The sequence below is a fragment of the Pelomonas baiyunensis genome, from assembly GCF_043555935.1.
GTDB classification, from domain to species: domain Bacteria; phylum Pseudomonadota; class Gammaproteobacteria; order Burkholderiales; family Burkholderiaceae_C; genus Pelomonas; species Pelomonas baiyunensis.
Genome location: NZ_JBIGIB010000001.1, coordinates 781,912 through 801,916, shown reverse-complemented (window position 1 = coordinate 801,916; position 20,005 = coordinate 781,912). Strand labels below are relative to the sequence as shown.

Annotated in this window: 23 protein-coding genes and 2 tRNA genes; 7 read left to right on the top strand and 18 right to left on the bottom strand. The window is 67.9% G+C overall.

All coding sequences use genetic code 11. The annotated features are described in order from the left end of the window. Nucleotide 1: 1 nt before the first annotated feature. On the top strand, nucleotides 2-775 hold the full coding sequence (gene ssuC / locus ACG01O_RS03560) for an aliphatic sulfonate ABC transporter permease SsuC (protein WP_394381446.1): 774 nt from the start codon (nucleotides 2-4) through the stop codon (nucleotides 773-775). Nucleotides 776-834: 59 nt separating this feature from the next. Next, nucleotides 835-1,581: an ATP-binding cassette domain-containing protein gene (locus ACG01O_RS03555; RefSeq protein WP_394382496.1), complete on the top strand. Its 747-nt coding sequence runs from the start codon at nucleotides 835-837 to the stop codon at nucleotides 1,579-1,581. A 16-nt stretch (nucleotides 1,582-1,597) separates the two neighbouring features. Here ACG01O_RS03555 and ACG01O_RS03550 read toward each other — a convergent pair whose 3' ends face one another. After that, nucleotides 1,598-2,224 (bottom strand): hypothetical protein, encoded by a 627-nt coding sequence (locus ACG01O_RS03550; protein ID WP_394381444.1) that lies wholly within the window; start codon nucleotides 2,222-2,224, stop codon nucleotides 1,598-1,600. Between the two features lie 195 nt (nucleotides 2,225-2,419). Between ACG01O_RS03550 and ACG01O_RS03545 the strand changes: the two genes are divergently transcribed. Continuing rightward, nucleotides 2,420-2,758: a thioredoxin domain-containing protein gene (locus tag ACG01O_RS03545; protein ID WP_394381442.1), complete on the top strand. Its 339-nt coding sequence runs from the start codon at nucleotides 2,420-2,422 to the stop codon at nucleotides 2,756-2,758. 35 nt (nucleotides 2,759-2,793) lie between these two features. On the opposite strand, the gene ACG01O_RS03540 is transcribed toward ACG01O_RS03545, so the two are convergent. After that, nucleotides 2,794-2,922 carry a hypothetical protein gene (locus ACG01O_RS03540; protein WP_394381440.1) on the bottom strand — a complete coding sequence of 43 codons (129 nt, stop codon included), beginning with the start codon at nucleotides 2,920-2,922 and terminating at the stop codon, nucleotides 2,794-2,796. 284 nt (nucleotides 2,923-3,206) lie between these two features. Here ACG01O_RS03540 and ACG01O_RS03535 point away from each other — a divergent pair, with 284 nt between their 5' ends. After that, complete coding sequence (locus tag ACG01O_RS03535) at nucleotides 3,207-3,926, top strand: hypothetical protein (RefSeq protein WP_394381438.1); 720 nt, start codon at nucleotides 3,207-3,209, stop codon at nucleotides 3,924-3,926. Between the two features lie 21 nt (nucleotides 3,927-3,947). Here ACG01O_RS03535 and ACG01O_RS03530 read toward each other — a convergent pair whose 3' ends face one another. Then, nucleotides 3,948-4,967 carry an MBL fold metallo-hydrolase gene (locus ACG01O_RS03530; RefSeq protein WP_394381437.1) on the bottom strand — a complete coding sequence of 340 codons (1,020 nt, stop codon included), beginning with the start codon at nucleotides 4,965-4,967 and terminating at the stop codon, nucleotides 3,948-3,950. Between the two features lie 160 nt (nucleotides 4,968-5,127). Here ACG01O_RS03530 and ACG01O_RS03525 point away from each other — a divergent pair, with 160 nt between their 5' ends. Both ACG01O_RS03525 and ACG01O_RS03520 read left to right on the top strand, forming a co-directional pair. Then, nucleotides 5,128-6,060: a LysR family transcriptional regulator gene (locus ACG01O_RS03525; protein WP_394381435.1), complete on the top strand. Its 933-nt coding sequence runs from the start codon at nucleotides 5,128-5,130 to the stop codon at nucleotides 6,058-6,060. An 85-nt stretch (nucleotides 6,061-6,145) separates the two neighbouring features. After that, complete coding sequence (locus ACG01O_RS03520) at nucleotides 6,146-6,934, top strand: glycoside hydrolase family 19 protein (RefSeq protein WP_394381433.1); 789 nt, start codon at nucleotides 6,146-6,148, stop codon at nucleotides 6,932-6,934. Between the two features lie 81 nt (nucleotides 6,935-7,015). Here ACG01O_RS03520 and ACG01O_RS03515 read toward each other — a convergent pair. The 15 genes from ACG01O_RS03515 to ACG01O_RS03445 form a co-directional block, all read right to left on the bottom strand. Beyond that, a tRNA-Lys gene (locus tag ACG01O_RS03515) sits at nucleotides 7,016-7,091 on the bottom strand. Nucleotides 7,092-7,161: 70 nt separating this feature from the next. Further along, nucleotides 7,162-7,237, bottom strand: a tRNA-Lys gene (locus ACG01O_RS03510). 56 nt (nucleotides 7,238-7,293) lie between these two features. Beyond that, nucleotides 7,294-8,079, bottom strand: a complete 786-nt coding sequence (locus ACG01O_RS03505; protein WP_394381431.1) for a tRNA threonylcarbamoyladenosine dehydratase — start codon at nucleotides 8,077-8,079, stop codon at nucleotides 7,294-7,296. A 3-nt stretch (nucleotides 8,080-8,082) separates the two neighbouring features. Then, nucleotides 8,083-8,862 carry a tol-pal system protein YbgF gene (gene ybgF, locus ACG01O_RS03500; RefSeq protein ID WP_394381429.1) on the bottom strand — a complete coding sequence of 260 codons (780 nt, stop codon included), beginning with the start codon at nucleotides 8,860-8,862 and terminating at the stop codon, nucleotides 8,083-8,085. A gap of 5 nt (nucleotides 8,863-8,867) precedes the next feature. Then, nucleotides 8,868-9,398 (bottom strand): peptidoglycan-associated lipoprotein Pal, encoded by a 531-nt coding sequence (gene pal, locus ACG01O_RS03495; RefSeq protein ID WP_394381427.1) that lies wholly within the window; start codon nucleotides 9,396-9,398, stop codon nucleotides 8,868-8,870. Between the two features lie 96 nt (nucleotides 9,399-9,494). Continuing rightward, on the bottom strand, nucleotides 9,495-10,781 hold the full coding sequence (gene tolB / locus ACG01O_RS03490) for a Tol-Pal system beta propeller repeat protein TolB (RefSeq protein ID WP_394381426.1): 1,287 nt from the start codon (nucleotides 10,779-10,781) through the stop codon (nucleotides 9,495-9,497). A gap of 74 nt (nucleotides 10,782-10,855) precedes the next feature. Then, complete coding sequence (gene rng / locus ACG01O_RS03485; protein WP_394381424.1) at nucleotides 10,856-12,340, bottom strand: ribonuclease G; 1,485 nt, start codon at nucleotides 12,338-12,340, stop codon at nucleotides 10,856-10,858. Between the two features lie 47 nt (nucleotides 12,341-12,387). Next, complete coding sequence (locus ACG01O_RS03480; RefSeq protein ID WP_394381422.1) at nucleotides 12,388-12,990, bottom strand: Maf family protein; 603 nt, start codon at nucleotides 12,988-12,990, stop codon at nucleotides 12,388-12,390. Beyond that, entirely contained in the window at nucleotides 12,987-13,454 is a 468-nt protein-coding gene (gene rlmH, locus ACG01O_RS03475; protein WP_394381420.1) for a 23S rRNA (pseudouridine(1915)-N(3))-methyltransferase RlmH, read from the bottom strand. Before rlmH ends, ACG01O_RS03480 begins: the two co-directional genes overlap by 4 nt. After that, nucleotides 13,454-14,134 (bottom strand): ribosome silencing factor, encoded by a 681-nt coding sequence (rsfS, locus tag ACG01O_RS03470; RefSeq protein ID WP_394381418.1) that lies wholly within the window; start codon nucleotides 14,132-14,134, stop codon nucleotides 13,454-13,456. The genes rlmH and rsfS overlap by 1 nt, the downstream gene beginning before the upstream one ends. Before the next feature lie 3 nt (nucleotides 14,135-14,137). Then, the gene (gene nadD, locus ACG01O_RS03465; protein ID WP_394381417.1) at nucleotides 14,138-14,722 is read right to left on the bottom strand and encodes a nicotinate-nucleotide adenylyltransferase; all 585 of its coding nucleotides are present in this window, start codon (nucleotides 14,720-14,722) and stop codon (nucleotides 14,138-14,140) included. Then, nucleotides 14,719-15,654, bottom strand: a complete 936-nt coding sequence (hemF, locus tag ACG01O_RS03460) for an oxygen-dependent coproporphyrinogen oxidase (RefSeq protein WP_394381415.1) — start codon at nucleotides 15,652-15,654, stop codon at nucleotides 14,719-14,721. The genes nadD and hemF overlap by 4 nt, the downstream gene beginning before the upstream one ends. Then, nucleotides 15,651-16,286, bottom strand: coding sequence for a 1-acyl-sn-glycerol-3-phosphate acyltransferase (locus ACG01O_RS03455; protein ID WP_394381413.1), 636 nt, complete (start codon nucleotides 16,284-16,286; stop codon nucleotides 15,651-15,653). Before ACG01O_RS03455 ends, hemF begins: the two co-directional genes overlap by 4 nt. Beyond that, nucleotides 16,283-17,569: a phosphoribosylamine--glycine ligase gene (gene purD / locus ACG01O_RS03450; protein WP_394381411.1), complete on the bottom strand. Its 1,287-nt coding sequence runs from the start codon at nucleotides 17,567-17,569 to the stop codon at nucleotides 16,283-16,285. The genes ACG01O_RS03455 and purD overlap by 4 nt, the downstream gene beginning before the upstream one ends. Further along, nucleotides 17,569-18,291 (bottom strand): YebC/PmpR family DNA-binding transcriptional regulator, encoded by a 723-nt coding sequence (locus tag ACG01O_RS03445; RefSeq protein ID WP_394381409.1) that lies wholly within the window; start codon nucleotides 18,289-18,291, stop codon nucleotides 17,569-17,571. The genes purD and ACG01O_RS03445 overlap by 1 nt, the downstream gene beginning before the upstream one ends. An 84-nt stretch (nucleotides 18,292-18,375) precedes the next feature. Between ACG01O_RS03445 and ACG01O_RS03440 the strand changes: the two genes are divergently transcribed. Beyond that, on the top strand, nucleotides 18,376-19,965 hold the full coding sequence (locus ACG01O_RS03440; protein WP_394381407.1) for a helicase HerA-like domain-containing protein: 1,590 nt from the start codon (nucleotides 18,376-18,378) through the stop codon (nucleotides 19,963-19,965). Nucleotides 19,966-20,005: the final 40 nt, after the last annotated feature.

Sequence of the window (20,005 nt, the reverse complement as noted above, 5' to 3'; positions counted from 1 at the left end):
CATGAAGCAGCGCCTGACTCCTTGGCTGCTGCCGGCAGCCATCCTCATCGCCTGGGAGCTGGCCTCGCGCAGCGGTGTGCTGTCAGCGCGCATCCTGCCCGAGCCGGCGGCCGTGCTGGGCGCCTTCTGGCAGCTGCTGCGCTCGGGCGAGCTGGCGCATCACGTGGGCGTCAGCGCCGCGCGGGCCTTCTCGGCACTGGCGGTTGGCGGCGGGCTGGGCCTGGCCCTGGGCCTGCTGACCGGCACCTGGCGCCAGGCCGAGGCGCTGCTGGACACCACGCTGCAGATGCTGCGCAACATCCCGGCGCTGGCGCTGATCCCGCTGGTCATCCTGTGGTTCGGCATCGACGAGGCGGCCAAGCTGGTGCTGGTGGCCGTGGGCGTGTTCTTCCCGGTCTACCTCAACACCTTCCACGGCATCCGCAACGTGGACCGCGACCTCATCGAGATGGCGCGCAGCTACGGCCTCACCGGCTGGCGGCTCTACACCCAGGTCATCCTGCCCGGCGCGCTGCCGTCCATCCTCGTGGGCCTGCGCTTCTCGCTGGGGCTGATGTGGGTGCTGCTCATCGTGGCCGAAACACTGTCGGCCCAAGCCGGCATCGGCTACCTGACGATGAACGCCCGCGAATTCCTGCAGACCGACATCGTGCTGGTCGGCATCTTGCTCTACGCCGTGCTGGGCAAGCTGGCCGACGTGGTCGCCCGCGGGCTGGAACGCGCCTGGCTGCCCTGGCACCGCGGCTATGCCCTAAAGGACTTGAGATGTGGGTGAATGAGTTCGATTACCCGCCGCTGACCCCGCCACTGACCCCGTCGCTCCCCCCGCCGCTGATGCACGAACCCCTGGCCGTGGCTGAGCCCACCCGCGCGCCCTCGCCGGGCCTGGCTTTGCAACTGCGCGGCGTGGCCAAGTCCTTCGGCACGCGCCACGTGCTGCACGCCCTGGACCTGAACGTGGCTCCGGGCGAGTTCGTCGCCCTGGTGGGCCGCAGCGGCTGCGGCAAGAGCACGCTGCTACGCCTCATCGCCGGGCTGGATGCGCCCACCGCCGGCCACGTGGAAGCCGGCGAGGCGCACGAGCGCCGGCTGATGTTCCAGGACGCACGCCTGCTGCCCTGGAAGCGCGTGGTGGACAACGTGGCGCTGGGCCTGCCGGGCCGGGACGCAAGAGACCGCGCGATGGAAGCGCTGGGCCAGGTCGGCTTGGCCGGGCGTGGCAACGACTGGCCGGCCACGCTGTCAGGCGGCCAGCGCCAGCGCGTGGCCCTGGCCCGTGCGCTGGTGCACCGGCCGCGCCTGCTGCTGCTGGACGAGCCGCTGGGCGCGCTGGATGCGCTGACGCGCCTGGAGATGCACCGCCTCATCGAGCAGCTGTGGCGCCGCCACGGCTTCACGGCGCTGCTCGTCACCCACGACGTCGCCGAGGCCGTGGCCCTGGCCGACCGCGTGCTGCTGATCGACCGCGGCGGCATCGCGCTGGACGCCGCCGTGGCGCTGCCCCGCCCGCGCTCACGCACGGCGCCGGGCTTTGCCGAGCTGGAGGAACGGGTGCTGCGGCAGATTGTCGGCACGGGTTGACCGTGCGTGCACGGCGTCAGGCGTTGGTGCTGAGCGAGCCCGGGTACGTGAGCGAGCTGGACGATGCCGACACTGAAAACACCACGGTGGTGGCGCTGCTTTGCTGCATGAAGCTGTTGTAGAGCGACATGACGCCGCCGGAACTGCCGGCCAGCCGAGCCGCTTGCGAGATGGCTGCGCTTTGCTGGATGCTGGTGGACAACTGCAGCGCTTCCTTGGCCTGGCTGGCGATGCGGTTGGCAAAGCTGGGCTGGCTGGTGTCGGCGCCGAGGAAGGTCTTGATGGCGGCCTTGTCGGCATCGCTGGCCTTGGTTTGCACCGTGCCGTCGCTCTTCACCGAGAACTCCACCGCCCCGCCGAGCTTGACGCCAGCCTTGGCCATGGCGGCGCGCAGGTCGGTGGCGAGTTTTTTCTCGTTGGCTTCCAGCCGATGGGCCGCGGCCTGCGACTTCGCGCTGCTCGCGGCGCGGTCCAGCGCCGCCTTGGGCACGGTGCCGGCGGTGGCCTTGGTGCTGGTGTTGGTGCTGGTGGCGCTGGTACTCATCGCCGCAGCCTTGCTGGCCGCCCAGTGGGTGGTGGCCGTGCCGTCGGAGCTCTGGGCGCTCAGGTAACTGAGCAAGGACGTGTTGACACTGGTGACCATGGCGCAGGCGGAACGAAGGCAGGAGGGCTCTGCGCGTCATCTTCCAGGCCTTGGCTGCGGGCAAAAGGCCAACCAGCGCGGGAATTGCCTGGCTTCACCCGCGTTCACCGGCGCTTCACGCCCCTCAGCCGCCGTCCACCGCCCGCATCCCCCGCCTGGCCCCGGGCGCGCGCCGGCCGTGGCACCATGGCGGGCATGTCCCTGCACGTTGCCTGTCTCTGCGCCGCCTGGTGCCGCACCTGTGAGTCTTACCAAGACGTCTTTCAAGCAGCCTGCCGCGAGCTGCTGGGGCCGGAGGCCGACGTGCGCTGGATCGACATCGAGGACGAGGCTGAACTCGTGGGCGAGCTGGACATCGAGACCTTCCCGACGCTGCTGGTGGCCGATGCCGCCCATGTGCGCTTTGCCGGCCCGCTCACACCCCAGCCAGAAACCCTGCGGCGCGTGCTGCGGGCGCACCTGAACGACGCTGCTGCCGCATCGGTGGCGCCAGAGTTCGAGGCCCTAGCGGCGCGGCTGCGCGCACCTCGCTGACTCCGGCGGTGCCGGAGGCCCTGCAGGCCAAGCCCTCACACCGCCAAACTCAGCAGCCCGGCCATGACCACCACCGTGGCGGCCAGGGTGGTCAGCTGTCGTTCGTTCAGCGCCGCGTCGGCAGTCTCCAGCCAGTGCAGCAAGCGATCAACGAGGGGCGCCATGGTGGAAGCTCGGCAGTGGACGTGCAGTGACGGTATCCACGACGGCAGGGATGCCAATTCAGACACGAGTCGCTTGGCATGTAGGGCCCATCTGACGTGAAAGCGGCACGGGGTCGCCACAGGCCCTGAAGCACAATGGCCCGATTGCGGCAGCGGCGCCGCAGCAACACTCAATGGGCATGAGCACAAGCGTTCGACGGACCGCGCTGTGGGCGTGGATGTTCTGGAGCCTGGCACACAGCGCGGTCGCGCAGCCGGCTTGTTCACGCCCGATGGAAACGCCTATGGCTCCCATCGGCCTGAGCGTGAGCTTCGACGGCGAGCGCGCCGCGGGTGTCTACCCCACCTTGCTGCGCGAGATGGCCGCCGGCGGTGCCTGCGAGTTCCAGATGTCCCGGGTGCCACGCGCCCGGTTGCAGAAGATGTTCGAGTCCGGCCAGGCGGATGTACTGATCCCGGCCTCCGCCTCACCCACGCGGGACCGCGATGGCGAATTCGTGCCGCTGATTCAGGTGCGGGCCAGCCTGCTCACCATCAACCGGGACCGGCCGGCGCCGCGCTCGTTCACCGAGTTGCTGGCGCAGCCGGACTTCAAGCTGGCGGTGGTGCGAGGCTTCAGCTTCGGCCCGGCGTACGACAACGCGGTGCTGCTGTTGAGGCAACAAAGGCGCGTGATCGAAGAAGCCGATGTCACGGGCGTGGTGCGCGCCCTGCGTGAAGGCCTGGCCCAAGGCACCGTGATGACGGCATCCATCCTCATCGGCACCCTGGTGCAAGACACCGACAGCGCCGCCGTGGTGCGGCAGGTGCGCATCGAGCCGCTGGACGAGTTGGGCTGGTCGGAGAGCGGCGTGTACCTGTCGCGGCAATCGCTGTCGTCTGCTGACCGTCGACGGCTGCGCCAGGCCTTTCAGCAACAGGCCAAAACGGGGCGGGTGTGGCAGCTGTTCACCGACACCCACCCGCCGGGCAGCCTGGGCGGCAGCATCCGGCCGCTGCCCTGACCCACCCGGCCTGAACGCACTTCAGCGCACCTGGCTGCTGTAGTCCAGCGGCACCCATTGCCAGCCCTTGCCGGCCTGGCGCAGGCGGCCCACACCGGGGAAGCTGAAATGCGTGGCGGCCACGAGGCTGCCGTCGCGCGCCAGCTCACCGAACACGCGCGCTCGGGTGGCGGCAGCCTGGGGCTCGTCACTGTCGAACGCAATCGTCACGTCGGGCGAGGCCAATTGCACCGAGGCGACGTGGATGAGGTCACCAATCAGCGCCAGGCGCTGGCCCTGGCTTTCCACGCGGTAGATGGCATGGCCCGCGGTGTGGCCACGGGCCGCCACCGCACGGATGCCCGGCACCACTTCGCCGTCTCGCTCGAAGGGCTGCAGGCGGCCGGCCTGCGCGTAGGGGCTGAGGGACACCTGGGCCCCCTGAAAGAAGCCCTTCATCGCGTCCGGCGCCGCCTGGGCCCGCTCGGCAGACAGCCAGAAATCGGCATCGGCTTTATCCACATGCACGGTGGCCTGCGGGAACACGCGCTGGCCGTTGGCGGCGAGGCCGCCGACGTGGTCGGGGTGCATGTGGGTGATCAGGATGTCATCCACCTGCTCCGGCTGATACCCGGCCGCGCGGATCTGCGCCACCAGTTGGCCCAGCGTGGGGCCGAACAGGCCGCCAGCGCCCGCATCCACCAGCACCAGCCGGCTGCCGGTGTTCAGCAGCCAGGCATTGACCGAGGTCTCGAGCGGCGCGGTCTGGAAATGCTGTTTGAGCCCTTCCGCCACACGGCCGGCGGGCGCATGCAGCAGTTGATCCACCGGCAGCGCCACGGTGCCGTCGCTCAGGGCGGTCACTTCCACCTGGCCGACCATGAAGCGGTACCAGCCCGGCGCCTGCGCCTTGAGCTGCGGCGCGGCAGCCTGGGCCGGCAGCGCGAAGCCAGCGACGGCAGCGCCGCCCAGCGCCATCACCGCCGCCACAGCCAAGGCCGACAGCGACGGCAGCGACACGCCAAGCGCCAGAGCGCGGCGAGAAACAAGAGAAGCCAACATCAGGAACACACTTTCAAAAACTGGCAGCGGGCTGCCGAGCGCCGCACCAGGCGGCAGGTCAAGTCGAGGATCGTTCGCGAACGGGGTGGATTGTTTTGCTTTGCGTTATCCAGAACAATCACACGATGTGCAAATTCATTTTGCAAATTAAGCAAAGCCAATGATCGAGTCGTTCGAAACCTTTCTGGCCGTGGCTGCGGCGGGCAATTTCTCGGAGGTAGCCCGGCGCCAGGCGGTGGCGGTGTCGTCGGTGACGCGCAAGATCGACGCGCTGGAGGCCGAGCTGGGCTCCAAGCTCTTTCACCGCAGCCCGCGCCGGCTGGCGCTGACCGATGCGGGCGAGCAGTTCCTGCCCCGCGCCCGACGCATCCTGGGCGAGTTGGCCGGCGCCAAGGAAGCCCTGCACGCCGACGACGGCGACCCGCGCGGTCTGCTGACCGTGACCGCCCCAACGGCGTTCGGTCGGCGGCACGTGGTCAGCGCGCTGGCCAGCTTCCTGCAGCGCTACCCGGAGATCGAAGTCGACCTGCACTTGATCGACCAGATCGTGGATTTGTCCGAGCAGCGCATGGATGTCGCCATCCGCATCGGGCTGCTGCCCGACAGCGACCTGCGCGCCACCACGCTCGCCCAGGTGCGGCTGGTGACTTGCGCCAGCCCGGCCTACCTGGCCCGCGCCGGCCACCCGCGCAGCCCCGAGGAGTTGCTGCACCACGACTGCATCACCGTGGCCACGCCGCCGGCCCCGGGCTTTGTCTGGCGGTACCCGGGCGTGAACCGCAACCAGCCCCTGCCGGTGCGCGGCCGCTACCGCACCGACGACAAGGACGGCATGCTGCAAGCAGCACTCCACGGGCTGGGCGTCATGCACATCGCCACCTGGGTGGCGTGCGATCACCTGCGCTCGGGCGAACTGGTGGCGTTGTTTCCCGAAGAGTTCGAGGCCGCTCCGGCGGCGGGGCTGCCGGCCATCCACGCAGTGCGTCTGCCGGGGCGCAGCCACGCCACCAAGGCCCGGTTGTTCATCGACCACCTGCGCGCCGAAATCGGCGACACGCCCTGGTGGGACCGCCTGCAGCCAGGCAGCACCTGACGCCGCAGCATCCGCTGCGTTGGGGATTCGCAGCGGGTGGGCGCGCGACTATGGTGCAGGCGCTGGCCATTCCCGGAGCCTCGACATGTGCATAGCCAAGAGCGTGGGCCTTGCCGCGCGCAACGATGTGGCGGACGTCCGCATCATCCAGGTGCTGCTGAACCTCAACCTCGCGGCCTGGACTGCCCCGGGCAGCGCGCCATTGAGCGTCGACGGACAGATCGGCCCCAACACCATCCAGGCGATTCAGGCCTTCGAAACCCGAGCGATGGGGCTGCCGGCATCTGACGGCCTCGTCGCCCCGGGCGATGCCACGCTGCGCCGGCTGCTGGCGGGGCTGCCGCCCGGCCCCACGAAGGAAAAACTCGGCCTCGTCATGCCCCGCGCCATGCCGCGGCGCATCGATCTCTACTTCGAGCCCTTGGTGGCGGGCATGACGCGATACGGCATCAACACGCCGCTCCAAATCGCCCATTTCATCGCCCAACTCGCGCACGAGTCTGGCTCGCTGCTGTATGCAGAGGAACTGGCCGACGGCAACGCCTACAACGGCCGCACCGACCTGGGCAACGTCGAACCCGGTGACGGCCCGCGCTTCAAGGGGCGCGGGCTGATCCAGCTGACCGGCCGCAACAACTACCGCGAGTACAGCCGGTTCACAGGCATTGACTACGTCAGTGCACCGGAGCGCATCGCCAGCGACCCGATGGCCTGCGTCGATGTGGCGTGCTGGTTTTGGCAGTCTCACGGCATCGGCGCCCTGGCCGAAGCCGACGACGCCCGCGCGGTGACCAAGCGCATCAATGGCGGCTACAACGGCCTGGACGACCGGCTCGAACACCTGGCCCGCGCGAAAGCCTTGCTGGGCTTGTGACCCGCCGCAACGTGCAGAAACGGCCGGCCGAAAAACAAAAAAGGACCTGTCTCACGACAGATCCTTTTTGCTCAGTAATTTTGGTGGGCCCTGTAGGATTCGAACCTACGACCAACGGATTAAGAGTCCGCTGCTCTACCAACTGAGCTAAGAGCCCGATTCAACAAGCTTGTCGCTTGCTAAGCCAATCATTATAGCGTGTTTTTTAGAAACACACCAAAAATATTTGGTGGGATGTGCAGGATTCGAACCTGCGACCAACGGATTAAAAGTCCGCTGCTCTACCGACTGAGCTAACATCCCGTGTCAAGCAGAGCCTGCTATTGTAGACACAATTTCAGCAGGCCAGCAAGAAGTTTTCAGACTTTTTGCACGACTTCGCGACGCACCAGATGCAGTCGCTGCAATTCCGCCGCCGCGCACAGCCCGAACGTCGCCGTGACGGCCACGCTCGACCCATAGCCGTGGCAATTCAAACTGCCGTCCACATCGCAGGCTTCACCGTCCGTGGGCGGCAGGTGAACCAGCTCTCGCGAATAGACGCACGACACCTGCATGCGCCCGGACCGGGGTGCGCCGTGGAACTTGCGCAAGCGCTGCCGCAGTGACGCCAGCAGCGGGTCATGCGTGGTGTCGCTCAGATCGTCCAGCAACACGCGATGCGGTTCACGCTTCCCGCCCGCTGCGCCCACCGTCACGAACGGCACGCCCTGCTCCCGCGCCCAAGCCGCCAGCACGGCCTTGGCCCGCACCTGGTCGCAGCAGTCGATGAGTCCGTCCACCTCGCCGCCGCCCAGCAGCGCGGGCCAGTTGTCGGGCTCAACAAACTCTTCGATGACGCGGACCGCGCAGCCCGGGTGAATGTCCTCGATGCGCAGACGCAAGGCCTCAGCCTTGGCCATGCCCACCGTCGAGCCCAGCGCCTGGATCTGCCGGTTGATGTTGGATTCCGAGACCTGGTCCAGGTCGATGAGCGTCAACGCCGCCGCACCGCTGCGGGCCAGCGCCTCAACCGCCCAGGAGCCCACGCCCCCAAGACCCACCACCACGAAATGCGCAGCGCGCAGGTGCTGGTAGGCGGCCTCGCCGTGGAGCCGGCGGAGCCCGCCGAAGCGGCGCTCCAGATCAGCGTCGTGCCGATCCATGGCTCACTTCAGCGCGTGCAGGCGTTCCTTGGCCGCTTGAGCGGCTTCGGTCGCAGGGTAGGCCTTGATCAGGTCTTCCAGGCTGCGGCGCGCGGTCTTGTTGTCCTTCAGCTCGATCTGGCAGTTGGCCAGTGCCAGCAGCGCCTCGGCCGCGCGCGGGTGTTCCGCGTTGCCGTTGATGAAGGCGCGGAAGGTGGCGATGGCGTCCTTGTAGTCGCGCTTGCCGTACTGGGCGTTGCCCAGCCAGAACCGCACCGAGTCGGTGTAGCCGCTGGCCGAAAAGCGCTTCAGGAAGGCATTCAGCGCAGCCACGGCATCGGCGAACTCGCCCCGGCGCACCAGACCGATGGCGGCCTCGTACTGGTTGCGTTCGTCCGGCGTGACCTGGAATTCGCGGCCGTCCAGGCTCACCTTCTGCGGCTCCAGCGGCTTCAGGCGTGCCTCGACCGACTGCGACTGATCCGTCAGCTTGCGCTGCGTGTCCGCCAGGTCGCGGGCCAACTGTTCGTTGGCGCCGCGCAGTTTGGCCACCTCGGCGCGCAAAGCGTCGATCTGACCGTTCAGGTCCAGCAAGCTGCGGCGCAGCGGCTGGATCTGGTCCTGGATCAGCCCGTTGAGTTGCTCGGCGCGCTGCTTGGCCGCATCCTCATTGGCCTGCACCTTGCCGCGCAGTTCCAGGATGGCCTTGCGAGCCTCGTCGTCTTCAAACAGGCCCGCCTGGGCGGGTTGCACCCAGGCGGCGCTGGCGGCCAGCGCCAGCAGCGTCAGTCGCAGCACGCGCATGGAGATCACTTGTCCTTGAGCTCGACGCGGCGGTTCTTGGCCCACACGGCTTCGCCGGTGCCCTGGGCGGCCGGGCGCTCCTTGCCGAAGCTCACGGCTTCCACTTGGTTGGCAGCCACACCCAGCAGCGTCAGCGACTTGGCCACGGCTTCAGCACGGCGCTGACCCAGGGCCAGGTTGTATTCGCGGCCGCCGCGCTCGTCGGTGTGACCTTCCAGGTTCAGCGCGGCCTTCTTGTTGGCGTTCAGGCGCTTGGCGTGCAGATCCACCAGCGGGCGGTACTCTTCCTTGACCACATCGCTGTCGAAGTCGAAGTACACGACGCGCTTGTCTTGCACTTGCTGGGTGTACTGGCTGAACAGGTCCACCGTCGGCACGGCCGTCTGGGCCGGTTGGGCCGGCTGGGGCTGAGCGGCCACGGGCGGCGTGGGCTGGCGGGTCTCGACCGGCGCGGGCTCGTCCAGCTTGACGTTGGATGCGCAACCGGCCATGGCGGCGGTGGCGATCAGGGTGAGCGCAAAGCGGGTCAGTTTCATTCGAGTGGTCTCCACAAAGGGCAGGTGCAAGGAAAAACGGGGACGGCACCGCAAAACACGGGCGCCGGATTGTCCAACATGCCGCAGATCGGCAGGTTACGGCCGCGTAAACGGGCCCCACGTGGGCTCGCGAACTTCAGCCAACGTGACGAGCAAGGGTGTCTTGATCTTGCCGTCCAGCGTGGTGGTCATCAGCACTTCTTTGCCGCCGGCGCGGCTGGCGTACACGATGAGCTTGCCGTTGGGCGCGAAGGCCGGGCTCTCGTCGTCGTTGGCGTCACTGATCTGCTGCGACTGGCCAGTGGCGAGGTCCATCACGCACAGCCGGAACGCACCGTTCACGCGCGTCACGTAGGCCATGGTGCGGCCGTCCGGGCTGATCGCCGGGCTGATGTTGTAGCTGCCGTTGAACGTGACGCGCTCGGCGGCACCGCCGGCCGCCGGCATGCGGTACACCTGCGGGCCACCGCCCCGGTCGCTGACGAAGTAGATCTTGCTGCCGTCCGGCGCGAAGCAGGCCTCGGTGTCGATCGCGCTGCTTTGCGTGAGCCGGCGCAGGCCCGACCCGTCACGGTTGATCAGGAACAGCTGCGTACCGCCGTCGCGCGAGAGGCTCAGCGCCAGTTGCTGGCCATCCGGCGACCACGCCGGGGCGCTGTTGGTGCCTTTGAAGTCCGCCAACACGCGGCGTTGGCCGGTCTGGATGTCTTGAATACGAACCGTGGCCTTGCGGCTCTCGAAGCTCACATACGCCAGCTCACGGCCGTTGGGCGACCAGGCGGGGGAGATGATGGGCTCTGGGCTCGCGAGCGCCACTTTGGCGCCCTCACCGTCCGCGTCGGCCACGACGAGGCTGTAGCGCGGGCCGGCCTTGGTGACGTAGGCCATGCGCGTGGCAAACACGCCCTTCTCGCCGGTCAACTTCTCGTAGATGGCGTCCGCGATGCGGTGCGCCGCCAGCCGCGCATCGTCCGGATGCACCGCCTGGGCCTGGCCCACCAGCTCGGTGCCTTTGACGACGTCCCAGAGCTTGAACCGGATGTCCAGCCGCCCGTCGGCCAGCCGCGTGACCGAACCGGCCGCCAGCGCGTCGGCCTGGCGGGCGCGCCAATCCGCCCACACGGGCACGCTGTTTTCATGCAGGCCCGCCGGCGCATCCACGCTGCGGAACAGGCCGCTGCGTTCGAGGTCCGCGCGGATGATGGCCGCCACGGGTTGGGCGCTGCGCGCGTCGTCGCGGAAATCGACGATGGCCACCGGAATGCGGCTGCCGCCGACGCCGGCGATGTCAATGCGAACCTGGGCCAGCGCGGGTGCCCCCAGCAGGGCCGTCAGGGCCAACAGACTGCGACGACGGGAGGCAACAACAGGGAGAACTTGCATGGCGCGGGATTCTGCCGCAGCACACCCCGCGCTGCCGTCAGACAGGGCCGCATTTCGCCGGCCCGCGCGCCCAGTCACAGCAGCACGATGTCGTAGTGCTCGGTCTGGTTGGTGGGTTCAGCGGTCAGCGAGATTGGCTTGCCAATGAAGTCGGACAGGCCGGCCAGATGCGCGCTTTCTTCGTCCAACAGCATCTCCACCACGTTGGCCGCCGCAACGACGCGGAACTCACGCGGTGAGAACTGCCGCGCCTCGCGCAGGATCTCGCGCAGGATGTCGTAGCAAACGGAGCGCGCGGTCTTCACTTGCCCCCGGCCCTCGCAGGTCGGACACGGCTCGCACAGCATGCGCGACAGGGACTCGCGGGTGCGCTTGCGGGTCATCTCCACCAGCCCCAACTGCGTGAAGCCACCCACCGTGACCTTCGTGCGGTCGCGGCTCAGCTGCTTTTTGAACTCCGCCAGCACCGCCGTGCGGTGCTCTTCGCGCGTCATGTCGATGAAATCGACAATGATGATGCCACCCAGGTTGCGCAAGCGCAGCTGCCGGGCGATGGCGCCGGCCGCCTCCAGGTTGGTCTTGAAGATGGTGTCGTCGAAGTTCTTGGCGCCGACGAAACCGCCCGTGTTCACGTCGATCGTCGTCATGGCCTCGGTCTGGTCGAACACCAGCGTGCCTCCCGACTTCAACTCCACTTTGCGCGCCAACGCCCGTGCAATTTCGGCGTCCACATTGCACAGGTCAAAAATCGGCCGCTCGCCCCGGTAGTGCTCCAGCTTGGCCGTCACGGCCGGCATGAAGGTCTCGCCGAACTGGCGCAACACGTCGTACTGCATCTTGGAATCGATGCGGATGTGGCCCGTGCGCTCGCTGGTCAGGTCGCGCAACACCCGCTCCACCAAGCTCAAGTCTTGGTGCAGCAGGTTGGCAGGGGGCGTCTGCAGCGCTTTCTCACGGATCTGGTGCCATGTCTTGCGCAGGTAGGCGATGTCCGCCGCCAACTCTTCGTCGGTCGCGTCTTCGGCATTGGTTCGCAAGATGAAGCCGCCACCCCCGCCCTGCTCCTTCGTGCCCACCAGCGCCACCATGCGGGCACGCAGCGCGTCCCGGGTCTCGGGCGAACCGATCTTCTGGCTGATGCCGATGTGCTCGTCCTGCGGCAGGTACACCAGCATGCGGCCCGCGATGCTGATCTGGCTGGACAGGCGCGCGCCCTTGGTGCCGATCGGGTCTTTGATGACCTGAACCGTCAGCGGCTGCCCTTCGAACACCAGCCGCTCGATGGGTGTGGGCGGCGCATCTGACCCGTGGCTGCGGCCGTGGCCGAACTGCGAGGCGCTGTGCAAATCGGCCACGTGCAGGAACGCCGCGCGCTCCAGGCCGATGTCGATGAATGCGCTTTGCATGCCGGGCAGCACGCGCACCACCTTGCCCAGGTACACGTTGCCCACCAGGCCCCGCTCCAGGGTGCGCTCGACGTGCAATTCCTGCACCGCGCCGTTCTCGACCACGGCCACCCGCGTCTCCTGCGGGGACCAGTTGATCAGGATGTCTTCCATCGCGAACCTTTGAATGCTGACGTGAGCGCGCCGAGCGCGCGCAGACGTCAGAACTCGTAGCCGAATTTGGACAACAGCGAGGCCGTCTCAAAGAGGGGCAACCCCATGATGCCCGAGTAGCTTCCGGCAATGTTCACGATCCAGGCCGCGGCTTGGCTCTGGATGGCATAAGCCCCCGCCTTGCCAAAGGGTTCTCGGCTGGCGATGTAGCGGTCGATCTGCTCGGCCGACAGCGCCGCGAAGCGGACCTGCGACACACTGACCGCACTGAAGCGCTGCGTCGCGTCGGCCACCGTGACCGCCGTGATGACCTCGTGCGTGCGGCCGGACAGCAGACCCAGCATGCGTGCGACGTCGGCCGCGTCGGCCGGCTTGCCCAGGATCAAGTCGCCAGCCGCCACCGTCGTGTCGGCACACAGCACCGGCCCTGCGGGCAGCCCACGCGCCAACTGGCGGGCCAGTGCCGCGTCCAGCTTGGCTGCGGTCACACGCTCGCAGTAAGCCCGCGGCGCCTCGCCCGGCTCTACGGCTTCCAGCGCTTCGGAATCCTCGTCAGCGGCGGGCAACAGCAACTCGTGCGCCACGCCGATCTGGTCCAGCAATTGCCGGCGGCGTGGGCTCTGGGACGCCAGGTACAAAACGCGCATCATTCGCGGTGGTAGGGGTGGCCGGTGGTCACAGTCCAGGCCCGGTACAGGCCTTCGGCCAGCAGCACGCGCGCGAACGCGTGCGGCAGGGTCAGGTCTGACAGGCGCAGGGTTTCGTCCGCCGTGGCTTTGAGGTCGGGGTGAAGGCCGTCCGGGCCGCCGATGATGAGGGCCGCGTCACGCCCCTCGCCCATCCACAGCTTGAGCCGCTCGGCCAACTGCACGCTGGTGCGACGCTCGCCGCGCTCGTCCAGGATGATGCGGCGCACGCCTTTGGGTAGCGCTGCCTCGATGCGCGCTGCTTCTGCCGCCATCAGTTGCTCGGCGGTCTTGCTGCCGCGGGTTTCAGCCTTGACGGCTTTCAACTCCAGCCGCAGCTCGGGCGGGAAGCGTTTGGCGAAATCGTCGTACGCCGTGTCCGCCCAGGCCGGCTGTCGCTGGCCCACGGCCACCAGCAGCAGACGCATCAGGCCTTCTTGCTCGCCGGCTTGCTGGCTGCCTTCTTGGCGACCGGCTTCTTCGCGGCGGGCGCCTTGGCGGCGACCTTCTTGGCCGGTGCGGCCTTGGTGGCCGTCTTCTTCGCCGGAGCCGCCTTCTTGGCAGCCGGCTTGGCCGCGCCCACCTTGATGGTCTGCACCACCGGGGTCTTGGCCCCCACCACGCGCGTCACGCCCTTCTTGGCCGGCGCAGCCTTCTTGGCGGCGGTCGTCTTGGCGGTGGTCTTGGCGGCCGGCGCCTTCTTGGCCGGCGCCTTCTTGGCCACAGGCTCAGGTTCCGACGCCTTGACGAGCTTCACCTCGCCGCTGCCGAGCTTGAGCTTGACGGGCTTGTCGCCCCAGATCTCTTCGAGGTGGTAGTAATCGCGGATGGCAGGCTGCATCACGTGCACGACGGCCGCGCCGCAGTCCACGATGATCCATTCGCCGTTGTCTTCGCCCTCGGTGCGCATGACAGCCATGCCCCGACCTTTGACGGTTTCGCGCACGCTGGACGCCAGCGCCTTGGTTTGCCGGTTGCTCGTTCCGGACGCGATGATGACCCGCTCGAACAGAGGCGACAGATGCTCGGTGTTGAACACCACGATGTTCTGTGCCTTCACGTCTTCGAGACCATCAACGATGGCGCGTTGCAGCTTGCGAATGTCCATTCTTCACTTCTTCTCGTAGAGGTGGTGCGAAGCAATATAGCTCGCCACCTCGGCGCCCACCATGGGGCAGATGTCCCGGCCTTGGGCAGCAAGGCTGCGCACGGCCGTGGACGAAACAGGGGTGTCGGGCAAGCCCAGCACCTGCAAACGGTGCGCCGGCAGCCCCGGCGGCGTGACCACGGGCTCGCCGGCGCGGGGCACCACCACCAACGTCGCCAGGTCCACCACGGTCTCGACTTGGTACCAGGTGCTCAGGCGCTCGTATTGGTCTTGCCCGATCAGGAACATGAGTTCCGCACCCGGATTTTCGCGGCGGAACTCACGCAAGGTGTCCGCCGTGAAGCTCGGGCCGCGGCGGTGCAGTTCGCGGTCGTCCACCGTGAATCGCGGCTCGCCGCGGATCAGCGCCTCGATCATGGCCACGCGGTGCTCGCCCGGTGCCATGACTTGATCGGGCTTCTGCCAAGGCCGCCCGGCCGGCAACCACACGAAACGGTCCGGCGCCAGTGCGCGCAGGGCGAACTGCGCGAACGCCAGATGGCCCAGGTGCGGCGGGTCGAAACTGCCGCCGAAGAGCGCCAGTTTCACAGCCACAGGGCGGTGGCCTCCTCGTTCGCCCAGTCGCGCGGACGCAGGAAGTCGCTGTAGAGCCGCGCCTCGGGCGTGCCGGGCTCGGGAGCCCAGTCGTAACGCCACTTCACCTGCGGCGGCATGGACATCAGGATGGACTCGGTGCGCCCACCCGACTGCAGGCCGAACAGCGTGCCGCGGTCGAACACCAGGTTGAACTCGACATAGCGCCCCCTGCGGTAGGCCTGGAAGTCACGCTCGCGTTCGCCGTAGGCATAGCCCTGGCGGCGTTCCACGATGGGCAGGTAGGCCTGCACGAACGCGTCGCCCACCGAGCGGATCAGCGCAAAGCCGCCGTCGAAACCGCCGTCGGAGACATCGTCAAAGAAGATGCCGCCCACGCCGCGGGGCTCGTTGCGGTGCTTGAGAAAGAAATACTCGTCGCACCACGCCTTGTACTTGGGGTGCAGGTCAGCACCGTGCGCGGCCAGCGCGTCGCGGCAGACGCGGTGGAAGTGCTGGGCATCGCGCTCGTAGCCGTAGTAGGGCGTCAGGTCCATGCCGCCGCCGAACCACGTGACCGCCGGGCCGTCGGCCGGCAGCGCCGCGAACATGCGCACGTTCATGTGCACTGTGGGCACGAACGGGTTGTGCGGGTGCAGCACCAGCGACACGCCCATGGCCTCGAACGGCGCGCCCGCCAACTCGGGCCGGTGCTGGGTGGCCGAGGGCGGCAACACGCGGCCCTTCACATGCGAGAAATTGACGCCGCCGCGCTCGAACACCGAGCCGCCTTCGATCAGGCGGCTCAGGCCGTCGCCCTCCAGCCGGCCGCCGGGCTCCCGCGTCCAGCCATCGCGCAGGAAGGGATTGCCGTCGGCCGCTTCCAGCGCAGTGACGATGCGCTGCTGCAGGCCCAGCAAATAGTCGCGAACGGCGGTGGTGTTCATGGATGCTGACGCGGGGGCTTGGGTTGAATGGGACTGGCCAGCTCGGGGCGCTTGCCGGTGCGCGGGCCCAGGTACTCGGCGAAGGCGGCGAAATCGGCCTGCACATCCCCGGTCAGTTGAACGAACCGCGTGAGCGACACCACGCGGTCCTTGAAGTCGAAATAGCACAGGCCTACCGGCACGCCCGCCTGCACTGCCACCTGGTAGGCACCGGTGCGCCAGCCGTGGGTCAGCGAACGGGTGCCCTCGGGCGCGGCCGCCAGCCAGAAGCGTTCGCCCCGTGCAGCCGCCGCTTGCATCTGGCGCACGGTGTCGCCCACCAGCCCGTGGGGGCTGCTGCGGTCCACCGCCACGCCGCCGATCCAGCGCGCCCAGGCGCCCAGCACGGGCACCTTGAAGAGGCTGTCCTTGCCCCAGAACCGCAGTTGCAGCCCCAGGGTCCACTTGGCCAGCACGCCGATGACGAAATCCCAGTTGGAGGTGTGGGGGTAGACCAGGATCACGCCCTGCTCCGCCGGCAAACCCGGCGCCTCCACCCGCCAGCCGAACAGCCCCAACAGCCGACGCGCCAGGCGGCTCTCGCGGCCATGGGGCCGTAGCGGCCCGTTGAGCACGGTGGGGGTGGGCTTCAACGCTTCAGGGCCCGGTGGCCGATGTCCGACCGGTACTGCCGGCCGGCGAACTGGATGCCCGTGGCGACGTCATAGGCGCGCTGCGCGGCCGTGCGCACCGATTCGCCCAGCGCGGTCACGCACAACACACGGCCCCCGCTGGTCACGAGCTGGCCGTCCACCATGGCGGTGCCGGCGTGGAACACCATGGCGTCGTCTTCATCGGCCGGCAGGCCGCTGATGGCATCGCCCTTGCGCGGCGTGAGCGGGTAGCCGTCGGCGGCCAGCACCACACCCAGCGCGACACGGCGGTCCCACTGCAACTCGACCTGGTCCAGCGTGCCATCGGTGGCGGCCATCATCAGCTCGAAGAGGTCACTCTTGAGCCGCATCATGATGGGCTGGGTTTCCGGATCGCCCATGCGGGTGTTGAACTCGACGGTGCGCGGCTGGCCGTGCTCGTCGATCATCAGCCCGGCGTACAGGAAGCCGGTGAACGGATGGCCGTCCTTGGCCATGCCCGCGATGGTGGGCTGGATGATTTCGTGCATCACCTTGGCGTGCACGTTGGGTGTCACCACCGGTGCCGGCGAGTAGGCGCCCATGCCGCCGGTGTTGGGCCCGGCGTCGCCGTCCAGCAGACGCTTGTGGTCCTGGCTGGTGGCCAGCGACACCACATGCTTGCCGTCGCACACGACGATGAAACTGGCTTCCTCGCCGGCGAGGAAGTCCTCGATGACCACGCGAGCGCCGCCCGCGTTGTGGGTCACGCCCAGCTTGTTGTCTTCCAGGATCCAGCTGATGGCCTCGTGCGCCTCGGCCAGCGTCATCGCCACCACCACGCCCTTGCCGGCAGCCAAGCCATCGGCCTTGATGACGATGGGCGCACCACGGCCGTCCACGTAGGCGTGGGCGGCCGCCGCGTCCGAAAAGGTCTCGTACGCGGCCGTGGGAATGCCGTGGCGCTTCATGAAGTCCTTGGCAAAGGCCTTGGAGCTTTCCAGCTGCGCGGCCGCCTGCGTGGGGCCGAAGATGCGCAGCCCGCGCGCGCGGAACTCGTCCACCACACCGGCCGCCAGCGCCGCCTCGGGGCCCACGACGGTCAGGGTGATCTTCTGTTCCGTCGCGAAGTCGGCCAGCGCCTTCACATCGGTCACGCCGATGTTGACGGTTTCCAGTTGCTCATCACGCGCCGTGCCGCCATTGCCGGGCGCCACAAACACCTGGCTGACGCGCTCGCTCTGGGCCAGCTTCCAGGCCAGCGCGTGCTCGCGGCCCCCATTGCCAATGACGAGAACTCGCATCAATTCAATTCAGCGTTGTGATACACGGCCTGAACATCGTCCAGGTCTTCCAGCACATCCAGCAGCTTCTGCATGCGCTCGGCGTCCTCGCCGGTGATGGCGATCGGGTTTTCGGCCCGCATCGTCACTTCCGACAGCTCCGGCGTCAGGCCCGCCGCTTCCAGCGCCGCCTTCACGGTCTCGTAGTCGGCCGGCGCGGTCAGCACCTCGATGGCGCCGTCGTCACCCGTGATCACGTCTTCTGCACCAGCGTCCAGCGCCACTTCCATGACCTTGTCTTCCGACGTGCCCGGGGCAAAGATCAGCTGACCGCAGTGCTTGAACTGGAAAGCCACCGAGCCTTCGGTGCCCAGGTTGCCACCGTACTTGCTGAAGGCGTGACGCACTTCGGCCACGGTGCGGACCCGGTTGTCCGTCATGGTGTCCAGGATGACCGCCGCACCGGCGATGCCGTAGCCTTCGTAGCGGATTTCTTCGTACGTCAGGCCATCGATGTTGCCGCTGGCCTTGTCGATGTTGTACTTGATGCGGTCGGCCGGCATGTTGGCGGCCTTGGCCTTGTCCACCGCCAGGCGCAGGCGGGGGTTGTCCTTGATGTCCGGACCGCCCTGGCGGGCGGCCACAGTGATCTCACGGATGATGCGCGTCCAGATCTTGCCGCGCTTCTCGTCTTGGCGACCCTTGCGATGCTGGATGTTGGCCCATTTGGAATGACCGGCCATAGAGTGGCTCCTGGGGGACTGCCGTTGCAGCAGCCCGTTTATCGTTGATTAGCCCCTGATTTTAGTGGACGCCCCCTGACCATCATGAACAGCGACCCCATCCTCCTCGCCCGCCACGGCGAAACCGAGTGCCTGCTGCTGCCCGCGCTGGCCAACCGACACGGCCTGATCACCGGCGCCACCGGCACCGGCAAGACCATTTCCCTGCAAAAGCTCGCAGAGAGCTTCTCGAAGATCGGCGTGCCGGTCTTCATGGCCGACGTGAAGGGCGACCTCACCGGCATCAGCCAGCGCGGCGCGCCGAGCGAGAAGCTGCTGGCCACGCTGAAAGACCGCGGCCTCGACGCCCCCGAGCCGCTGCAATGCCCCACGACGCTGTGGGACGTCTTCGGTGAGCAAGGCCACCCGGTGCGGGCCACCGTGTCCGACATGGGGCCGCTGCTGCTGAGCCGCATGCTGGCGCTGAACGAGACCCAGGCCGGCGTGCTGCAGATGGTGTTCAAGATCGCCGACGACCAGGGCCTGCTGCTGCTGGACCTGAAAGACCTGCGTGCCATGCTGCAGTACGTGGGAGACAACGCCAGCCAGTTCACCACGCAGTACGGCAACGTGTCAGCGGCCAGCGTGGGTGCCATCCAGCGTGGCTTGCTGCAGATCGAGGCCCAGGGCGGCGACACCTTCTTCGGCGAGCCCATGCTCAACATCGCCGATTTCATGCAGACCGACGGCGGCCTGGGCGTCATCAACGTGCTGGCGGCCGACAAGCTGATGAACGCGCCGCGCCTGTACGCCACGTTCCTGCTGTGGATGCTGAGCGAGTTGTTCGAGACGCTGCCCGAGGTGGGCGACCTCGACAAACCCAAGCTGGTCTTCTTCTTCGACGAGGCGCACCTGCTGTTCAAGGACGCCCCGGACGCGCTGATCGAGCGGATTGAACTTGTGGTGCGCCTCGTGCGCTCCAAGGGCGTCGGTGTGTACTTCGTGACGCAGAACCCGCTGGACATTCCGGACACCGTGCTGGGTCAGCTGGGCAACCGCGTGCAGCACGCGCTGCGCGCGTTCACGCCGCGCGACCAGAAGGCCGTCAAGGCCGCCGCCGAGACCATGCGGCCCAAGCCGGGGCTGGACGTTGCCACCGCCATCACCGAGCTCGCCGTGGGCGAGGCCTTGGTGAGCCTGCTGGACGACAAGGGCCGCCCGAGCGTGACCGAGCGCGTGTTCGTGCTGCCCCCGGGCAGCCAGATCGGCCCGATCACCCCTGCGCAGCGTCAGGTCTTGCGCGAGCAGTCGTTGGTGGCGGGTGTGTACGAAAAGCAACTGGACCGGGAATCCGCCTACGAGAAGCTCACCGGCCGCGCCGGCACCCCGCCCGCGGCCGAAACGCCCACTGCGGCCAACAGCCGCGGCGGTATGGCGGCCGAGGCTGGAGCGGTGTTCAACCGCCCCGCCCCGGCAGGCCAGCCCGCCCCGCAACAGCCCGAAGGCAACGGGGTGATGGACGGCTTGAAAGACGTGCTTTTCGGCACCACCGGCCCCCGCGGCGGGCGGCACCCCGGGCTGGCTGAGACCGCTGCCAAATCGGCCATGCGCAGCATCGGGTCGGCGGTGGGGCGCGAGATCATCCGTGGCGTATTGGGCAGCTTGCTGGGGGGCGGTGGCGGCCGACGCCGCTGAAACCGTCGACGCCAGCGTCCCGTTCATGCAGACTCCCCCT

Excerpts from the sequence above, each read along its gene's own strand:
- ACG01O_RS03535 (WP_394381438.1), top strand. The coding sequence starts at position 3,207 with ATGGCTCCCATCGGCCTGAGCGTGAGCTTCGACGGCGAGCGCGCCGCG.
- ACG01O_RS03545 (WP_394381442.1), top strand. The coding sequence starts at position 2,420 with ATGTCCCTGCACGTTGCCTGTCTCTGCGCCGCCTGGTGCCGCACCTGT.
- ACG01O_RS03540 (WP_394381440.1), bottom strand. The coding sequence starts at position 2,922 with ATGGCGCCCCTCGTTGATCGCTTGCTGCACTGGCTGGAGACTGCCGAC.
- rng (WP_394381424.1), bottom strand. The coding sequence starts at position 12,340 with ATGGAAGACATCCTGATCAACTGGTCCCCGCAGGAGACGCGGGTGGCC.
- ACG01O_RS03480 (WP_394381422.1), bottom strand. The coding sequence starts at position 12,990 with ATGATGCGCGTTTTGTACCTGGCGTCCCAGAGCCCACGCCGCCGGCAA.
- ACG01O_RS03445 (WP_394381409.1), bottom strand. The coding sequence starts at position 18,291 with ATGGCCGGTCATTCCAAATGGGCCAACATCCAGCATCGCAAGGGTCGC.
- ACG01O_RS03505 (WP_394381431.1), bottom strand. The coding sequence starts at position 8,079 with ATGGATCGGCACGACGCTGATCTGGAGCGCCGCTTCGGCGGGCTCCGC.
- tolB (WP_394381426.1), bottom strand. The coding sequence starts at position 10,781 with ATGCAAGTTCTCCCTGTTGTTGCCTCCCGTCGTCGCAGTCTGTTGGCC.
- rlmH (WP_394381420.1), bottom strand. The coding sequence starts at position 13,454 with ATGCGTCTGCTGCTGGTGGCCGTGGGCCAGCGACAGCCGGCCTGGGCG.
- ACG01O_RS03555 (WP_394382496.1), top strand. The coding sequence starts at position 835 with ATGCACGAACCCCTGGCCGTGGCTGAGCCCACCCGCGCGCCCTCGCCG.
- hemF (WP_394381415.1), bottom strand. The coding sequence starts at position 15,654 with ATGAACACCACCGCCGTTCGCGACTATTTGCTGGGCCTGCAGCAGCGC.
- pal (WP_394381427.1), bottom strand. The coding sequence starts at position 9,398 with ATGAAACTGACCCGCTTTGCGCTCACCCTGATCGCCACCGCCGCCATG.
- ACG01O_RS03550 (WP_394381444.1), bottom strand. The coding sequence starts at position 2,224 with ATGGTCACCAGTGTCAACACGTCCTTGCTCAGTTACCTGAGCGCCCAG.
- ACG01O_RS03525 (WP_394381435.1), top strand. The coding sequence starts at position 5,128 with ATGATCGAGTCGTTCGAAACCTTTCTGGCCGTGGCTGCGGCGGGCAAT.
- purD (WP_394381411.1), bottom strand. The coding sequence starts at position 17,569 with ATGCGAGTTCTCGTCATTGGCAATGGGGGCCGCGAGCACGCGCTGGCC.
- ACG01O_RS03440 (WP_394381407.1), top strand. The coding sequence starts at position 18,376 with ATGAACAGCGACCCCATCCTCCTCGCCCGCCACGGCGAAACCGAGTGC.
- ybgF (WP_394381429.1), bottom strand. The coding sequence starts at position 8,862 with ATGCGCGTGCTGCGACTGACGCTGCTGGCGCTGGCCGCCAGCGCCGCC.
- ACG01O_RS03520 (WP_394381433.1), top strand. The coding sequence starts at position 6,146 with ATGTGCATAGCCAAGAGCGTGGGCCTTGCCGCGCGCAACGATGTGGCG.
- ssuC (WP_394381446.1), top strand. The coding sequence starts at position 2 with ATGAAGCAGCGCCTGACTCCTTGGCTGCTGCCGGCAGCCATCCTCATC.
- rsfS (WP_394381418.1), bottom strand. The coding sequence starts at position 14,134 with ATGGACATTCGCAAGCTGCAACGCGCCATCGTTGATGGTCTCGAAGAC.
- ACG01O_RS03530 (WP_394381437.1), bottom strand. The coding sequence starts at position 4,967 with ATGTTGGCTTCTCTTGTTTCTCGCCGCGCTCTGGCGCTTGGCGTGTCG.